This is a genomic window from Haladaptatus sp. R4 (assembly GCF_001625445.1).
Taxonomy (GTDB): domain Archaea; phylum Halobacteriota; class Halobacteria; order Halobacteriales; family Haladaptataceae; genus Haladaptatus.
On the sequence record NZ_LWHG01000021.1, the window covers coordinates 153,626 to 170,284 of the forward strand.

Here is a 16,659-nt window from a genome sequence, read left to right on the forward strand (position 1 = left end):
GGGTGAAAGTGAAATCGTTACTCGAACTCCACGACGCCCTCACGATACCGCTTTACCGTTTTATCCGTGTCCGGAATCGAGAGCGACGACGCGTCGGTCGTCCCGTTCGTTCCGGCGCTCGTGTTGTTCGTCCCGCCGGAAGCGCCGGAACTCCCGTCGCTCGTCCGCTCCACGATGGTTCCGCCAGCGCCGACGGCGACGTCGACGCCGTTGGACCCGTTCGAGACGCCGAGCAGTTTGGTCGAAACGGGGGTCCGGTACCGCGTCCACTGTCCTGCCGACTGACGTTCGTACACCTTCCCGCCGTTGCCCGCGGCCAGTCCGTTCTCGCCGTCGCGGTCGATGGCGCGGATTCCCTGCTTGTCGTCGTCGATGACGTGCGGCGTCCAGCGGAACCCGTCGTAGCGGTAGACGGTGCCGCCGCCCGCCGAGACGTTCACGTCCTTCGGGCCGACGCTGGCGATGTCGAAGAACGCGCCGCCCGCGAAGTCGATGCCGATTCTCGACCACTTCCCTCCACCGTCGGTCGTCTTCGCGACGAACTGGCTCGTGCTACAGACGTGGCCCTTCTTCCGCGAATGGAAGTCGATGCCGGGGATGGTCGAACCGCCGCCGGGTTTGATGACTTTCTTGTACTTTATCACGCCGCTGTCCTGCCGGATGCCGACGAGCAGTTCGCCCGACCCGTTGACGAAGTAGAGTCGTTCGTCCGTGTCCGCGTTTCCGGTGACGGCGACGTCCTCCCACGTGCTCGTCTTGCCCTTCGGCGCGGAGTAGTTGGTCAGCGTCTCGGTCGCGACGTTGTACTCGCCGATGACGCCGCTCCCGCCGACGAACCAGATGGCCTTCCCGTCGTCGGTGACGTCCACGCCCGTCAGCGGGCGACTCCGCGCCTGTGGCCCGTATTCGACCACCTTCTGCCAGCCACTCGCACGGCGGGCGAGGACGTCCCCGCCAGCGCCGACCGCGAACGGCCCTTCGACCGTCTCGACCGCACCGTGGAGCGTCTTCGTCGTCGGCGACTCGACTTCCGACCAGCCGTTCTCCGCCGATTTTGCTCGCGCCGCACCGAGAACCGTACCGCCGACCGCCGTCGCCGTTACTGCCGATACCTGCACGAACTTCCGCCGGGAGAGTCGTTGGGACATAGCCGAGTAAACGATCGGTACGAATAGTGTTAATTATGATACAAAGTATGGGAAAATAGAGTGAATATATTGAATAATTCGAGATCATCTCGTCATTTGGACGAGAGTTGAGAAGAAACGGGGGTCAGGAATCGGGTGGAAGTCGTCCGTCGTCCTTCCCGTCGTCAGTCAGCCTTCGGCGAGCCGTTCGATTTCACCGAGCGCGCGCTGACAGATGGGCGCGTACGCCGTCGCCAGAATCGGGACCTCGAAGACGACGCAGCACCCGCCATCGAGCGCTTCGACGCGATGGCCGGTCGCCGAGACGTTCGCCACGTCCCACGTCCAGCGAAAGTCCTCACAGGAGGTGATTTCGAACGGAAGCGGCATGCCGAACGCGGTTTCGATTCTCCCCCTCGACCCCGCTCGAATCACCCGGTCGGCACAATCGACGCCGGTGACGGACGGTCCCCACGCCGGCCAGTAGGTCGTGTCGGTCAGAATTTCCCACGCCGCATCCGGGGATGCGTCGATGTCCCGCGAGACGGCGAGATGACGACGTCGGGACCGCGTTCGAAACGAACCTCGCTGTCCATACGAAACCTGTGTGCTTATCCGGGAAATCGGTACCGACTACGAGCGTTCGGTCACGAGCGCCCGTCCCCGGATATCAGTCGAACAACTGTCGAACCAGCTTTGCCCACTCTTCGTCCTCGTGTTCGTTCAGGACCACCCCGACCGATTCGTCGGAGCTTTCGGTCCCATCGCCCGACTGCCGTCTGAACCGGTCGAATCGTCGGACGAACTGTCGTCGGAATCGCTCGCGTCGGACGAGTTGTTGCCCGAATCGCCATCACCCGAACTGCTATCGTCGGAACCGCTGTCATCCGAACTGCTGTCGTCGGAACTGCTGCCGTCGGAATCGGTCGTGTCGTTCGAATCGCCGCCGGAACCTCCCGAGGACCCCGAAACGTCGCGGATCGAATACTGGTCGAGGAGATACGCCACGACGTGAAGCGTCCAGTTCACCCGCGTTTCCAGGTCCGTCTCGTACCGCGTCGTTTCCACGATGAAGCCGGGTTTGTGGAGGTCGGCGTCCACCTTGTGTATCAACAGGGGACGGGTCCCGTCGATCAGGTTCCCGCGCTTGAACCGGTAGTAGTCCTTCCGGTCGCCCAGATAGTTCTCGTTCACGTATTTCGCGGCCTTCGTCGCGTTTCCTCTCGCCCCTTTCACCGTCGTGGGGTAGATGGCCTGACCGACGCCGTCCGGGCCGACGTTCTCCTTATAAATGCCCTGTGAGCTATGGAGGTTGAACACCAAATCGGCGTCGTGGTCGGTGATGACGCCCCAGATGGCTCGCGCGAGCGGTGTCGATGGCGTCTTTCCGGGCGGGAACTGTCGGTTGAGGTTCCCCTTCTCGTTCGAGTAGGTGTCCTTCTCGATGGCGACCGGGTTCGATTTGGGAATCAAAACGAGTGTTCCCCTGTCGATGGACCACTCGCTCATCCGCTCGGCCGCTTTGTATCCTGCCGGTTCGTTGCCGTGCATCCCGCCGACAACGACCGCGGTTGGGCCGGACGACCCCGAATCGATGACGACGACTTCCGTCTCGTCGGGTGTTCCCTCACGAATCTTGTACGTATCCCTCGAACTCGCGGCTCCGAGACCGGTTGTCGAGTAGCCGAGCGCCGTGGCCGCGACCGCTGTCGTCCCCAGTTGCAGGAACGTTCGCCGACTCGTCTGCCTGTCCGAAGTATCGTTCGTTGATTTTGTCATGAAGCACCCATTCCTACACCACCATTGACATTTTGTTATAGACTCCCTGTAGGGTAAATCAGTAAGAAAAACGTTCTGAACGGTTCCCGACGCGAAGCGCAACCGGTCGTACACGCCCCCAGACTTCGCTGTACGGGAGGAGTTGGTCGGTGCTACATTTCATACTGATTGGATATCGGGAGCGTTTCGATAGTCGCATCAAGCGGGTCCTCGCCCACGAGTACGTCGCTCCTCACGTCACGGACGGAAAGCATCTATTCCGCCGAAATACGTCCCTCTCGACCGGTTATCGCCGTTCGGGATTTGATGTCCACTGACGACGTTCAGATCCAATCATCTTCATTCAGATGCAATCGTCTTCACTATCACCGCGGACGGGGCGTTTCGTCCACGAGATGCGAGCAGACGGTGTCGCACACTCATCGACCGGCGACGAAGGATGGTCGAAGACGCTCCCGACGAATCTCGGACGGAATCCCCGACAACGACGCTGAAATCGCCGTCCTCGCCGGAATACTCGTCCGTGCTGTTCCCGGGGTAGTCGTCCCGGTCCACCCCTGCGGTCGAACTCCGGCCTGCGAGTTCGACATCGAGCGACGGCCGTTCCACATAGATATGTGACTATCAACCATCCTCACTGCTACCGTTTTTCACTGCTGAAGCTTTTTCACCTTCCCGACGAGAGGGTACGTATGCGAATCACGTTTCTCGGCACGGGAAGCGCGATGCCGACCGGGAGTCGGTTTCAATCGGGCATCGTCGTCGAAGCGGACGGGCGTCGCGTCCTCGTGGACTGCGGCAGTGGCGTCATCCACCGCCTCCAGCAGTCCGGCGTCGGCTACGAAAACATCTCGACCGTCCTCCTGACTCACCACCACGTCGACCACGTTTCGGACCTCATGCCCCTCCTGAAGGCCCGGTGGCTTGCCGGGGAGGAACACCTCGAAGTCGTCGGCCCCACCGGAACGAAACGCCTCCTCGACGGGTTGCTCTCCGTACACGACTATCTCGACGGGAAAATCGACCTGCAAGTACGCGAAATCACCCCCGACGAGGAGTTCGACGTCGCGGGATTCAGCGTCGAAGGGTTCGAGACGCGCCACTCGATGGACTGTCTGGCGTACAAGTTCGAGGACGAGTTCACGTTCAGCGGCGACAGCGAGGCGTTTTCCGGGTTGGCGAACTTCGCCGACGGCAGCGCCGTCCTCGTCCACGACTGTTCGTTCCCCGACGAGGTGGACGTGTCGAACCACCCGACGCCGTCGCAACTCGGCGAGGCGCTCTCCGGGACGGACATCGGACGCGTGTATCTCACCCACCTCTACCCGCACACGGACGGCAAACACGAAGCGATGTTGAAGTCGATTGCGGCGGAGTACGACGGCGATGTCGGATTCGCGGAAGACCTGCTGTCCGTCGAAATCTAACTTTCGACCGCCGACCGCTCCGCGGTATCGTGTGATCCGACCGAAACCGATTTTTCCGGCAGCGAAAAGTTGGCGACGCCGAGCGGCATCTCGCGTCCCCGAACCGTGAACACGCGGCGCAACCGAAGTTCGCCATCCATCCACACGTCGTCGCTATCGACGCAGTGTTCGAGGCGAAGCGTTCCGCTCCCCTCGCCGCCGATTTTCTTGGCTTCGACGTTCTTCGGCAGCGTATCGAAGTGTTCGGTCCAGACGAACGAACAGACCGTCTCGCCCGCTTGCGTGTTCCCCCACCGAACGGCACCGCCGACGATGTGCGCGTCGAGCGTGCTGTCGTTGTCGAGTTCGAGTTCGACGGAAACCGACCCGTTCGACCGCTCCGCGGTTATCTCGCCGACGGAGACGTCGTTGACGAGCGGACCGAACATCTGGTCTTCGTACCGGTCGGAGAGTTTCAGGCCGACGACGGGAATCAGTCTGACGAAGTAGTAAACCGCGACGATAGCCAGTTTCCCCGCCAGATACAGAAACATCTGCGCCAAAATTCGCGGGGACGATGGTTAAGCGTTCTTGCCGGAACCCAAAAACCAGGTCGAGTTCAGTTCAGCCGATAGCGGAGAAGCGCGGCGATTCCGCCGAGGTTCGAAAGCTGTTCGCCCGGCGCGAACTCGTGGGAGAAGACGGTTACTTCGCCGCCCTTCCGCTCCACGTCCGTGATGATCTCGTTCACGTCGATTTCCCACTCGCCGCCCGCTTCGTCCTCGCCGAGCGCGCCGCGTTCCTTCCGAAGTCGCTCGTCGAGGATGAGCAGTTGCTCGACGCCCCGAAATCGGTCGCCTGTTTGACCTCCTCGATTCCGTAGGCGGCTTTTGCACCCTCGCCGATCTGTTTCATCAGTTGGTCGATGAGTTCTGCCTCCTCGGCGATTCGCGTTTCCGCCTGTACTTCGTCCACAGCGCCGCGTTTCAGCACCTCGTGGACGCCCCGGTCGCCCGACGAACTCACGTCCACCATCGATATCATCTCGGTCAGTTCGGGGTAGTTCTCCTCGATGTGGTCGTAGGCGTCCTGTTTGGTAAAGCCCGGTCCGGCGAGGATGATGGCGTCCACGTCGAGATGCGACAGCGCCGACGCCAACTGCTCGAACAGTTCGGTCCGGCCGCCCGCGTACTCGCCCTTTCCGGTCGTCCCCGAGAAGGAAGTGTACTCGTCGGCACCGTACTGGGCGACGGTGTGGATGTACGCTTCGCCCTCCTCGACGGTTGCGATGGCGATGTCCGGGTTGTCGGTGGCTTCGACGGCGTCGTCGAGGCGGTCCAACTGGTCGCGTTTCCACTCCTTGACGATGGTGAGTTTCTCCCGTTCCTCGACGTTGAGCGTGTGGTGGAGGCCTAACTGGTCCTCCCGCGAGCAGTCGGTGATGACCCCGCCGACGCGAACGCGGTTGGCGAAGCGGTGGAACTCCACGTCCTCCACCTTCAGCGTGATGTGCATGTGTTCGCGCTCGCCGCCCGTATCCCGCATCTGGTCGTCGGCGCGCTGGATGCGGCGGGTCGTATCGCCCGCCACTTCGTCGCCCGGTTCGAGGAGATACGTCAGATGCCAGAGGTCGTCCAGACTCTCGGGAACGAGCGTGATCCGCTCGCGGTTCCCGTCGAGGGACGTTCGGTCGTGTATCTGCATGGGTAGGAGTGTGTTTTCCGGCGGTAAGTGCCCTGCTATTCGGGCGTTCGTTCGTCGTCGAAATTATCAGATAGGATTAAAGCCCTGCCATCTGATATCCGACCACGATGCTCGAAGAAGCGATAGGATACCCGACGAAGGGAGACAGCGGAATTGCACGGATCATCATTGGCGGAACGTTGGCGTTCTTCTCCTTCCTCCTCATTCCCGGCATCTTCGTCGGGGGATACATGATGCAGGTGTTGGCGGCGACGTCGCGAGACGAGGAACTACCGCCCGACTTCACGGATTGGGGGGTGATGTTCGTGGACGGACTCAAAGGATTCGTCGTCGGGTTCGTGTACGCGCTCGTTCCCATCATCATCATGATCGTGATGTTCGCCCTCATCGGTCTCGGTAACTCGGGCGATTCTACCGGGGTGCTTAGCGGCATCGGTGTGCTCGGCCTCCTCGTCACCTTCGTTCTCGCGTTCGCGGTTCAGTATCTCCTCCCCGCTGCGTTAACGAACCTCGCCCGAACGGGGAACGTCGGCGCGGCGTTCGATTTCGAAACCCTCGGCCCGGTACTGAAGAGCACGGAGTACATCACCGCCGTCGTGCTGACGCTGCTCGTGGCAATCGCTGGAGGCATGTTCTTCGGGGTCTTCGTCGCGGTCACGCTCGGATTCGGAGTCATACTGGCCCCGTTCTTCTACTTCTGGCTCTATCTCGCTGGGTGCTACATGTTCGGAACGGCGTTCGGTAAAGAGGTCACTCCCCGACAGGAATCGACCGACCGGGCCGCGACGTCGATGGATTGATCGGCTAAAAACAATCAGATCGGATAAATAGCGGAGAATTAGACCGCCGGTCGTCCCTCTTCGACTTCCGGTCCCTCGCGCAGTCGGTGTTCGTCGGCTTCCGCGTAGGCGGTGCCGTAGATGAACGCCACCATCACGTGGGCGTAGAAGGCGACGAACGCGCCGACCACCCATCCGACGATCGGAACCGCGGCGATGGCGCTCACGACGACACCGGCGACGACCACGACGGCCAGCGCGATGAGCCATCCCGTGGCGTAGTCGCGGTCACGGAGGATGGGCAGGTACGATTCGTACTCGAACGCCGACCCCATCGTGTTCTTCTCGGCGAATCGGACGAGCGCGGCGGGCAGCGTGTACCACACGGCGATTCCGGCCAGGAACGTCAACACGCTTCCGACGACCGCCACGAATCCCCCCACGAACGTGGAGTTGTTCGCGAGCGCCGCACCGCCGCCGATGAAGACGAAGGCGATCACCGTCGGGACGAGGAGATAGATGAACGTGATGACCAGCGCCTTCAGTCCATCCACGAACAATTCCGTCCATTCGTCGAACATCGGTGCCTCCGTGTCGCCCTCCGAAACCTCACGGAGGACGCGGATCATGTACCCCTCCAGCACGATGGCCGGGATGATCAGGAAGCTAAAGATGACGAGTAGCCCCCCGACGAGCACTTTCGTCACCGCGTCGTCACTGTCTTTCAGATACTGAACGCTTTCGTTGAACATTGTTTTCCCCCTCGGGTCGAGCCCCCCGGCTCACCCGATACAGGGCCCTAGACGCCGTATGAGAGCTTAATCGTTTGCTCTGAAAAGAGGACATGTCCGCACCGTTCGAACGACCAGTCCGGACCGTTGGAACGATCACCGATCCGATTTCCCGGGAGCAGAACTACGGACGATGAAACCGTGGTATCGTGACATGGTCCCCGAGTCCCGAACCGTGAAGCGGACGATTCCGTGGATCGTTCCGAGTACGCTCGTCGCCGTCCTCGCCGTTATCGTCGGTCGGCGTCGGTTCGACCACGAAATCCAACGCCATCTCGACGAGTTACGCTCGGATGCGAACGCCCCCGAGCGGCGGGTGTTCACCGAAGCGGACATCGACGGACTTCCGGACCCTGTCAGGCGGTACTTCGAATCGGTGCTCGCGGAGGGACAACCGTACGTCAGGACGGTTCGTCTCGACCAACGCGGTCAGTTTCGCCTCGGCGGGAGGGATGCACAGTGGCGGCCGCTCGACGCGACACAGCACTTCTCGGTCCGTCCGCCCGCGTTCGTCTGGGACGCAGAGATCGGGGTGCTTCCGCTACTTTCGGTCCACGTTCTGGATCTGTACAAACGCCGTCAGGGGTTCTTGCGCGCTCGACTCCTCTCCGCGATTCCCGTCGCCAGCGCCGGTCCGAGTCCCGAGATGAACGCGGGCGAGTTGGTCCGCTATCTCGCCGAGGCCGTCTGGTTCCCGACTGCACTGTTGCCCGCGAGCGGGGTCGAGTGGGAGGCAGTCGACGAACGCTCCGCGAGGGCGACGCTCGAACACGACGGCGTATCGGCGTCGCTGGTCTTTCATTTCAACGAGCGGGGCGAAGTGGAACGCGTCACGACCGAGCGCTATCGACAGGAGGACGATTCGTTCGTCCCGTGGACCGGACGGTTCTCCGACTACGAGGTCCGGAACGGCCTCCGTATTCCGACCGACGCAACCGTCGAGTGGAACCTGTCCGAGGAGGACCTGCGCTACTGGCGAGCCAGCATCGAACGGATCGAACATCACACGGAACCGATGGTGTGAGAGCCAGCATCGATGGACGGACATCGAATTCTTAAAATAAAACTCATTTCAAAGTAGAATAACAATGTATTCTGCCCGGAGGATGTTTATCGGCTCTTTAGTGGGAGTGATCGGTGCAGTGGCTGGTTGCAACGCACTCTCGGACTCCGACGACGAAACGAGCAGCACGACAAAATCGCACAGCAGCACGGCGAAATCATCACACGATACCATCCCGATTTACGCAGTCAACAACACCGACGAGGAACAAACACTCTCAATCACCATTTCCGGGGGTAAGGAAGTCGTATCAAAGAGTTTCACCCTCGAAGCAGGAGAACGAAAACGGATTTCCTCGGTCAGTAGTTCCAACCAGCCAATCACGGCCGAAACCCGGAGCGGCCTGAAAAACAGCAAGCCTGCAAAACCCGGTGCACTGTCCGTGACCATCCACATCCGAACCGATTCAATCGACATTCGGTCAAACGTTTTCGAACAAAAACTGAATCAGTCTCTCATCCGACTGCCGCCCGCCGGGAGGAACTCCTGAATCAGGTCCGGACTCGCCACCTTGCGGACGAACGACGTGTCCTCGAACCGCTCGCGGAACTCCCGGTAGAGTCGCTTCGCCGCATCGTTTTGGGCGTACTGGCCCGGTTCGACCTCGATGACTGTCTCGGCCTGCTTTTCGATGGCCGACGGCGGGCCGCCGATGACGCGGGTGTTCGGTTCGACGGTGATGCCGACCGCCACGCCGACCTCGGTGTCGTCGAAGTACGTCCGGTCGCCGCGAATCGTGAACGCGCCCTTTTCGAGGTATTCGCCGCTCTCGGGCGTCTTCGACACCTGGTCGGGGTTGACCATGTAGGCCTCTCCGGCAAAGCGGCCGTCCTTCCAAACGGACGAGTAGGAGACTGCGAACTGGGCGGCCTCCCGTTTGCTCTCCTCCGGAACGTCGACGTCCTTCGACGGCTCGCTCGGGTCGGACGTTTTCAGGATGGTGATGGGACCGCCGTGTGCCTGCGAGTGGAAGAACAGGTCGTTTCGGTCCATGTACTTCTTGACGAGTTCCTCGTTCTCGTCGGCGTTGCGTCCGCCGAGGACGAGAAACCCGTCCGAAGTGCGGAACCAGCGGAACCGCTCGTACCACTGCTCCTGCTTTCGGACCGGAATCGACGCCCGCGAGAGCCAGTCGATGTTCTCCGGTTCCGTCCGCTCCTCTTCAGGTTCGGCCTCCCACTCCTCGGCGCGCTGTTTGACCTCCTCCAACTCCTCTCGGGTGTCCTCGATGGCGGCCAACGCACCCTCCTTTTTGGACTCGATTCGCTTGGCCTCCTGATAGAGGCGGTTGGCGTTCTTCTCGACGCCGTCGTCCGGGAACAGCGTGATGTCGGTGTCGTCGATTCGAACCGTGACGGTTCCCTCGCTCGGGTCGATTCCCTGCACGGCCTCGGCCTGTTCGATGCCGCGCTCGGCACCTTCCTCGAACCGCGCTTCGATGTCGGCCCACGGCGTGTCCTCGGCGCGGGCGCTCCGCACCGTCGAGAGGATTTCGTCCACGAAACCGTAGTTGGCGTACAGCAGTTCGGCCTTCTCGCGCTCGGCGTCCGCCTGCTGTTCGAAGCCCTCGATAGCGCCCTCCTGTTGGTCGATGATGCGCTGTTGTTTCTCGATCTGGGCTTGGAAATCCGGTTTCTGTGGTTCGCCCGCGTCCTCGTTCTCGGAGAGGTCGAGGTTGGTGAAGTAGTCGTCGACGGCCGCGTTGAACGAGTCGAACGCCTCCGAGTCCTTGTCCTCGTACTCTTCGAGCGGGAACGGCGTCACGTCGGTACGCACGTCGTCCTCGTAGTAGACGCGGGGGTCGAAGTCGCCGGTCTCCAGCGGTTCTTTGACTCGTTCGATAGCGGCGAAGACGCGTTCGTACTCCTCCTCCGTCGCGTCCGCGATGTCCTTCGCCTTCTCGACACCCGCACGGGTGCAGACTTCCTCGGCGTACAGGCCGCCGAAGTTGAGTTGCGTCGCCAGCGTCCGAACGATGTCGGTGTCCGAGTCGTTCATCCGGTACTCGAACTCCTCGTAGTCGATGTCGAGCGGGTTCACCCGCGAACTGGGGAACTCGTACTGTGACCCCGGCGCGACGGTACGGGATTTGAGCCGTACGGTGTCGAGACAGTCGATGACCTCGTTGTTCTCGTCCAGCACCGCGACGTTGCCCTGTCCGAACAGTTCCGCGACGATGGTCGTGTCGCCGTCCTCGCGTTTGAAGTGGAACTGGAGGATGCGGTCGAACTCGAACTGTTCGACGCCCGCGAAATCCGCCCCTGAAAGGCGGTTTCGCAGCATCATGGCGAAGTTCGGCGGCCTGCCCGGCGCGGGCGGGACGTGTTCCGGTGCGACTGTGTGGGCGCGTTTTATCTCGCCCACTTCCACGAGCAGTTCGAGGCGACCGCGGTCGAAATCGCGCATCTTCAGGCGCAACAGGTCGTCGCCGTAGAGATACGCTTTATCGACCTTCGCACCCTCGAAGGAGTTCAACTCCCGCGAGACCGCGGCGAGGTCGATGCTCGAAAGCTCCCGCTTTCTGTCCATGCCCGTGGATTTCTCGGGCGGCAGGAAAGGCGTGTCGTTCGACGTTACGGCGGCGAGACGATTCGTCGGGCAATCGAACCAACGAGATACGCAGGCACGCCGAGGACCAGCGCCGCTGCGACGCCGGTTTCGATGCCCCACGCGAGCGACGAACTCGGATACACGAGGTCGAACGCGGCGAGGGGAACGAAAAATCCGACCGTCGGTGCCGCCGCGAGAACGAGACTCACGAGCAAACCGTCGTTCCAGTAGACGGCCACAAGCGGGGGAACGACCGCCAGCAGGAAGAGGATTCGAAGGTCCAATCCGAACGGAAACGTGATCGGGAACAGGTCTGGAGGTGTGTGCGCGAGGAACGTGAGGGCAAAGATGCCGACTGCAACCGCCAGCAGTCGCTTCGAGAGACGTGTGCTCCGACCGAACATGATACCGCCGTGCTCGCGTTCGTCGGTTGCCATGGACGGAATATCACAGGGCCCAGAATAAGCTTTCAGGTCAGCTACTCCTCGACCGACCCCATCACGTCCCCGAAATCCCTGTCCGTCTCGGCCCGTTCCGAGAAGACGAGTTCGTAGCCGTCCGGGTCGTGAACCGTCGTTTCGCGCGTGTTCCAGTCGGTCTCGTGGGGAGAGACGGAAATCTCGATTCCGTTCTCCTCGGCCCGCTCCGCCACGTCGTCGACGGACTCGTCCTCGACGGTGATGTACGTGGCGACGCCGTTCCCGCGAGCGGGCGTTTGCGGGGATTCCTCGTTCCAGGACCCGGATTCCTCGTCCCCGTCGTCCCGCTCCGCGACGAGCATGATGTCGGCGTACTTGCGGTACCGGACGTGGGACATCACGGGCATCGAGTAGATGACCTCGAATCCCAGCGTCTCGTACCACGCCGTGGATTCCTCGACGTTCGAGACGGTCAACTGCGGAAACAGCGGCATCGGATAGATATCGTGATCGGAATTCGACATGGTGACCCGAGGTTTTCCGGGATGGAGGATAAGGATTGTCCGACCGAGAGAAGGGGTAGCACGCTCGAATCCGCGTCGAAGTACGCGGATTCGTTACTCCCCGGGCACCGCGTAGGGATGTCCACGCCGTGGCTTCCGTTTCCGGAGGTAGAAGGCGTAAACGATGATGGCACCGATGATGGGCGGAATGAAAAAGGCGAGAAACATGCCGACGGCCCACATGTCAGCCGTCTCCATACCGCGATCTTTCGCGTCCCGATAGATCCACACGGCACAGATAACGGCGAGCGGAATCGCGAGAAACCACGGGATGACGATGTGTACTCCGGCCATGAGAGACGGTCGAAACGATTGGCTATATGTCTTGTCGTCTCGTGACAACTTACGACTCCTTTGCGTATTCGTCACGATTCCGTTTCATACTCGTCCCCGGAGAACGTGCCCCGTTCGATCGACTCTTCGGCATTTTCGACGGTGCTCGTCGCTCGCAGTCGGTCGTACTTCCGGTCGAACTGCTCGTCGGTGAGTTCGCCGCGAGCGTACCGGTTCCGGAGCGCGACGACCGCCTCGTCTTGGCTGCCCTCGGCGGCGAGCAGTCGCTCGACGCCGTGTTCGAACTGGGCTTCGCTCATCGCGCCGTCGGCGTACCGACGGCGCAGGTGGGCGAGCGCGTTGTCCGTCGCGTGTGAGGGACGCGACGGCTTCGGAGAAGTCGATTCCGGTGAATTCGATACAGACGATTCCGATTCTGGTGGGACCGATTCCGGGGAATCTCGTTTCGACTCGTCGTATCGAGTGTCCGTGAAACGAGCGGATCGTTCGTCATCTCCCCAGTCCATCGATACAAGAGACAGCATGACTGGGATAATCATGAGTATCCAAAACACCACAGCAAGCGTCAGATTCCCGGCGAGAAACGTCACGACTCCGAGACCGAAGACGAAGAGCGTGGTGAACCCAAAGGATTGGAATCCGCTCTTGGTTGCCGAATCGGTCATTACCGAACCGTCAATGTGATTGGGTAAAAACGAATCGGCGCGGTCACTCCTCACCCGAATCGCGCACGGTGAGCACGGGAATCGTCGCCCGTCGGAGCACCGTCTCGGCCACGCTTCCCATCACGAACCTGTCGATGCCGGTTCGACCGTGGGTTCCCATGACGATGCAGTCTACGTCGTGGTCGTCTACGTAGTCGAGGATTTGCTCGGCGGGGCGTCCGTGACGGGTTTCCTGTCTGGCCTGTGCGCCCTCGCTCGTGACCCGCGAGACGGCGTCACCGCACGCGCGCTTGCTCTCGCTCTCCATGAGTTCCATGAGCGACCCCGACCGGGCGACCCGCGAATCGATGACGTAGAGGACGTGGACGAACGCGTCGTACTCGGCGGCGAACTCGGCACACTCGTCGATCGCTCGCTCCGATCCTTGGGTTCCATCTATCGGAAGGAGGACGTTCTCGTACTCCGTCGTCGTCGTTCGTCCGTCGTCCGAACCGTCAAGACGGGACACTCCGAGAGCCGACTCACTTTGCGCGCCGTGCTTCCGACGACGTAGGATTCGAGGCGACCGTGTTTGCCGGTCCCCATCGAAATCAGGCTGACGTCGTGGTCGTCGGCGTAGTCGAGGATTTCCCGGAAGGGAACGCCCGCCTCCATCGCTTCCGTCACCTGGACGTCGTACCCGCGTGCCCGCTCGGCGACCGCGGCCGTCGCCGCTTTCCCTTCCTCTTCGAGCAGATCGACGAGGCCGGAAAGTCCCTCGTCGGCGTTCGCCACGCCCAGTTGCGGCATGTCGATGACGTACAACGCGTAGACCGTCGCGCCGGTTTTCGCCGCGAGTCGTAACCCGTGCTCGATTGCCGCGTCCGTCGTCTCCGCGCCGTCGGTCGGTATGAGAATCGAATCGTTCATCGTCGGCAATTCGACGGCGATGGACTTCAATCGATTTCCCCCGGTACGCGGGCGCCACGATACACCAACGAGCCTGCTCGATGGATTTTGTCGTCACACCGTGAACGATTGAGATAGGGATTTGTCCGGTTCCGTCGAATGAACAGTGGGGTGGCACGTGAGCAGTGCGGCGCGTCCACGGGGGTGTATAAATGTTGGTTCCACTTCAAACAGGAGTTCAAATTCCACCGATAACGAACAGTATGCTCGTCGTCTTGGGAATCATCCTCCTCGCGTTCGTCCTCTTCGTCACCGAGTTGTTTCCCGTGGACGTGACGGCGCTCATCATCCTCGTCCTCCTAATGGTGTTCGGCCACTGGACGAAGGTGTCCCCGACGGAGGGACTCACCGGGTTTTCCAACGAGGCGACGATCACGGTCCTCGCCATGCTCATCCTCAGCGAGAGCGTGCGCCAAACGGGCGCAGTGCAACTGCTCGGCCATCGCGTCGCGGGCGTCGTCGGCGATAGCCAATTCAGACAGGTGTTCGCGACCGTCGGCATCGCCGGGTCCGTGTCGGGGTTCATCAACGACACGCCGGTCGTCGCCCTGCTCGTGCCCTTCGCCTCGGACCTGGCCCATCGTGGCAACACGTCGCCGTCGAAACTGATGATTCCGCTCTCCTACGCGGCCATGCTCGGCGGCACGCTCACTCTCATCGGCACCTCCACGAACCTGCTGGCGAGCGGCCTCGCACAGCAACTGTTGGGGCGCTCGCTCGGCATCTTCCAGTTCACGCCGGTTGGCGTCGTCGTCCTCATCACCGGGGCGCTCTACCTCGTCTTCGTCGCGCCACGTTTGCTTCCCGAGCGTGTTCGCCCGCGCGAAACGCTGTTGGAGGAGTACGAGGTCGAGGAGTATCTGGCCGAACTCGTCGCGCCGGAAAACTCGCCGCTCGTCGGGACACCCATCGCGGACGTGCCGACGGAAGCCGGGTTCGGCGGCGAAGTGAAAGAGGTCGTCCGGGAGGACACCGTCCTCTCGCCGTTTTCCAGCAAGCCTGTGGAACCGGACGACCACTTTCTCATCACGGCGAGTCGGCCCGACCTCACGTCGCTCATCGAAGCCGAGGCGTTGAACCCGTTGCCGACGGTGGGACGCGAACCCGCTGTCACCGAAGAGATGCCGGACGACGGTGCGGAAAGCGTCCTCATCGAGGTCGTCGTCCCGACCGATTCCGCGCTCATCGGCGAGACCATCGCGACGAGCACGACGCTCCGGCGCTACGACGCGACGCTCGTCGCCCTCCAGCGCGGGGACGTTCGCCTGCCGCGCGTCCGCGAAGCCGAGTTCGCCGTCGGGGACCTGCTGTTGCTCCAACTGCCCGCCGACGAACTGGAGCGCGTGGCCGAAACGCGCGACCTCATCGTCGCCCGCGAACTCCCGCGGGAGGACTACCGCTACGACAAGATACCTGTCGCCATCGCCATCCTCGCGGCCGTCGTCGGGTTGGCGGCGCTCGGATTCCTCGAAATCCAGGTCGCCGCGCTGGCGGGCGTCGTGGCGATGGTCCTCTCCGGGACGCTCTCGCCGACCGAACTGTACGAGGGCGTGGACTGGACCGTCATCTTCCTGCTCGCGGGCGTGATTCCGCTCGGCATCGCCATGGAGAACACCGGCACCGCCGCGTTCCTCGGTGCACTGGTCGCCACCTCCAGTCGGTTCCTCCCAACCATCGCCGTCCTCGGGGTGTTCTACCTGACGACCGTCGTCCTGACCAACATCATCAGCAACAACGCCACCGTCGCGCTCATGGTTCCCGTCGCCATCAACGCCGCCAGGGAGATCGGGGTGAATCCGCTCGCGTTCCTCCTCTCCGTGATGTTCGCCGCCAGCGCCGCGTTCATGAGCCCCGTCGGCTACCAGACCAACCTGTTCGTCTACGGCCCCGGTGGGTACCGATTCACCGACTTCGCCCGCGTCGGCGTGTGGTTGCAGATCATTTTGGCGATCGTGACGCCGATAACGATCGCGCTCTATTTCGGGCTGTGACGGCGAGTTGGGCTGTGACGACGGAGTGGGCTGTGACGGCGAGTTGGGCTGTGACGAGGGGTGGGTTCGGTTTTCTCGTGAGCGTCGCTGCCGGGAGAAACGGTTCGAAGAGTCACAGCGGTTCGCTACGAACCGGTGATTTTGATCGATTCACGGTTGCAATTACCGAGAATACTACCCCGAAAGCCCCCGTCCGTTCGCTTTGTCGGAGTGGGTTTGGTTACTTTGTGAGTGTAGTGACTACGAAGATGGCCCAGAAAGCCCACCTCCGTTCGCGGTCGCTGTGCAGGATATCCGCGCTCTCCGCAACGGTCGCGCGGATAGAGCCTGTACAGACGACCATGTAAACGCGAACGGAGGGCCCCTTTCAATCCACCCACACCACCACAACCGCCCCGCTACTGCACCGCGCCACAATCCTCCCCAACCGATTCCTCCCATCGTCACTTCGTTCCTCGCTCGTCATCCCTCGCGCGGGCGCACTATCGTGCGCTTTCGCGCGCCGTTCGGTTGGTCACTCGAAGAGATTTCTGTCGACAATCGAATGTGTAAATGTGAAATGAATCCCACCTCCGAATCC

18 protein-coding genes and 1 pseudogene are annotated in these 16,659 nt (G+C 61.7%); 6 read left to right on the top strand and 13 right to left on the bottom strand.

Going from position 1 to position 16,659, the window contains the following annotated elements; genetic code table 11:
- Positions 1-17: 17 nt before the first annotated feature.
- From A4G99_RS10285 to A4G99_RS10295, 3 genes are all read right to left on the bottom strand, one after another.
- Positions 18-1,148, bottom strand: coding sequence for a hypothetical protein (locus tag A4G99_RS10285; RefSeq protein WP_190303738.1), 1,131 nt, complete (start codon positions 1,146-1,148; stop codon positions 18-20).
- Positions 1,149-1,316: 168 nt separating this feature from the next.
- Complete coding sequence (locus A4G99_RS10290) at positions 1,317-1,751, bottom strand: SRPBCC family protein (RefSeq protein WP_342764485.1); 435 nt, start codon at positions 1,749-1,751, stop codon at positions 1,317-1,319.
- Between the two features lie 99 nt (positions 1,752-1,850).
- Positions 1,851-2,906 carry a succinylglutamate desuccinylase/aspartoacylase family protein gene (locus A4G99_RS10295; RefSeq protein WP_066142999.1) on the bottom strand — a complete coding sequence of 352 codons (1,056 nt, stop codon included), beginning with the start codon at positions 2,904-2,906 and terminating at the stop codon, positions 1,851-1,853.
- Positions 2,907-3,314: 408 nt separating this feature from the next.
- On the opposite strand from A4G99_RS10295, the gene A4G99_RS25175 reads away from it, so the two are divergent.
- On the top strand, positions 3,315-3,527 hold the full coding sequence (locus A4G99_RS25175) for a hypothetical protein (protein ID WP_150123088.1): 213 nt from the start codon (positions 3,315-3,317) through the stop codon (positions 3,525-3,527).
- A 71-nt stretch (positions 3,528-3,598) separates the two neighbouring features.
- Positions 3,599-4,333, top strand: coding sequence for an MBL fold metallo-hydrolase (locus A4G99_RS10305; protein WP_066143004.1), 735 nt, complete (start codon positions 3,599-3,601; stop codon positions 4,331-4,333).
- Here the strand turns inward: A4G99_RS10305 and A4G99_RS10310 are convergent.
- Both A4G99_RS10310 and A4G99_RS10315 read right to left on the bottom strand, forming a co-directional pair.
- Entirely contained in the window at positions 4,330-4,866 is a 537-nt protein-coding gene (locus tag A4G99_RS10310; RefSeq protein WP_066143007.1) for a hypothetical protein, read from the bottom strand. The genes A4G99_RS10305 and A4G99_RS10310 overlap by 4 nt on opposite strands.
- Positions 4,867-4,931: 65 nt before the next feature.
- A pseudogene (locus A4G99_RS10315) lies at positions 4,932-6,016 on the bottom strand (mRNA surveillance protein pelota).
- Between the two features lie 107 nt (positions 6,017-6,123).
- Between A4G99_RS10315 and A4G99_RS10320 the strand changes: the two are divergent.
- Complete coding sequence (locus A4G99_RS10320) at positions 6,124-6,816, top strand: DUF4013 domain-containing protein (RefSeq protein WP_066143011.1); 693 nt, start codon at positions 6,124-6,126, stop codon at positions 6,814-6,816.
- A 38-nt stretch (positions 6,817-6,854) separates the two neighbouring features.
- Here A4G99_RS10320 and A4G99_RS10325 read toward each other — a convergent pair whose 3' ends face one another.
- On the bottom strand, positions 6,855-7,547 hold the full coding sequence (locus A4G99_RS10325; RefSeq protein ID WP_066143014.1) for a DUF4013 domain-containing protein: 693 nt from the start codon (positions 7,545-7,547) through the stop codon (positions 6,855-6,857).
- A gap of 193 nt (positions 7,548-7,740) precedes the next feature.
- Between A4G99_RS10325 and A4G99_RS10330 the strand changes: the two genes are divergently transcribed.
- Together A4G99_RS10330 and A4G99_RS10335 are read left to right on the top strand one after the other, a co-directional pair.
- Complete coding sequence (locus A4G99_RS10330; protein WP_066145116.1) at positions 7,741-8,610, top strand: DUF6544 family protein; 870 nt, start codon at positions 7,741-7,743, stop codon at positions 8,608-8,610.
- 64 nt (positions 8,611-8,674) lie between these two features.
- Positions 8,675-9,139: a hypothetical protein gene (locus tag A4G99_RS10335; protein ID WP_223301818.1), complete on the top strand. Its 465-nt coding sequence runs from the start codon at positions 8,675-8,677 to the stop codon at positions 9,137-9,139.
- Here the strand turns inward: A4G99_RS10335 and rqcH are convergent.
- The 7 genes from rqcH to A4G99_RS27145 all read right to left on the bottom strand — a co-directional run bounded on the left by rqcH (position 9,097) and on the right by A4G99_RS27145 (position 14,049).
- A complete protein-coding gene (gene rqcH / locus A4G99_RS10340) occupies positions 9,097-11,178 on the bottom strand; it encodes a ribosome rescue protein RqcH (protein ID WP_066143017.1) in 2,082 nt (693 codons plus the stop codon). The two genes, A4G99_RS10335 and rqcH, sit on opposite strands and share 43 nt — an antisense overlap.
- Before the next feature lie 44 nt (positions 11,179-11,222).
- Complete coding sequence (locus A4G99_RS10345; protein WP_066143020.1) at positions 11,223-11,636, bottom strand: hypothetical protein; 414 nt, start codon at positions 11,634-11,636, stop codon at positions 11,223-11,225.
- A 41-nt stretch (positions 11,637-11,677) separates the two neighbouring features.
- The gene (locus tag A4G99_RS10350) at positions 11,678-12,142 is read right to left on the bottom strand and encodes a VOC family protein (protein WP_066143023.1); all 465 of its coding nucleotides are present in this window, start codon (positions 12,140-12,142) and stop codon (positions 11,678-11,680) included.
- Positions 12,143-12,235: 93 nt separating this feature from the next.
- Positions 12,236-12,475: a hypothetical protein gene (locus A4G99_RS10355; RefSeq protein ID WP_066143026.1), complete on the bottom strand. Its 240-nt coding sequence runs from the start codon at positions 12,473-12,475 to the stop codon at positions 12,236-12,238.
- Positions 12,476-12,546: 71 nt separating this feature from the next.
- Positions 12,547-13,140, bottom strand: coding sequence for an SHOCT domain-containing protein (locus A4G99_RS10360; RefSeq protein ID WP_066143029.1), 594 nt, complete (start codon positions 13,138-13,140; stop codon positions 12,547-12,549).
- Positions 13,141-13,183: 43 nt separating this feature from the next.
- Positions 13,184-13,648 (bottom strand): universal stress protein, encoded by a 465-nt coding sequence (locus A4G99_RS27140; protein ID WP_066143031.1) that lies wholly within the window; start codon positions 13,646-13,648, stop codon positions 13,184-13,186.
- Positions 13,576-14,049: a universal stress protein gene (locus A4G99_RS27145; protein WP_066145118.1), complete on the bottom strand. Its 474-nt coding sequence runs from the start codon at positions 14,047-14,049 to the stop codon at positions 13,576-13,578. The genes A4G99_RS27140 and A4G99_RS27145 overlap by 73 nt, the downstream gene beginning before the upstream one ends.
- A gap of 242 nt (positions 14,050-14,291) precedes the next feature.
- On the opposite strand from A4G99_RS27145, the gene A4G99_RS10375 reads away from it, so the two are divergent.
- Positions 14,292-16,079, top strand: a complete 1,788-nt coding sequence (locus A4G99_RS10375) for an SLC13 family permease (protein ID WP_066143034.1) — start codon at positions 14,292-14,294, stop codon at positions 16,077-16,079.
- Positions 16,080-16,659: the final 580 nt, after the last annotated feature.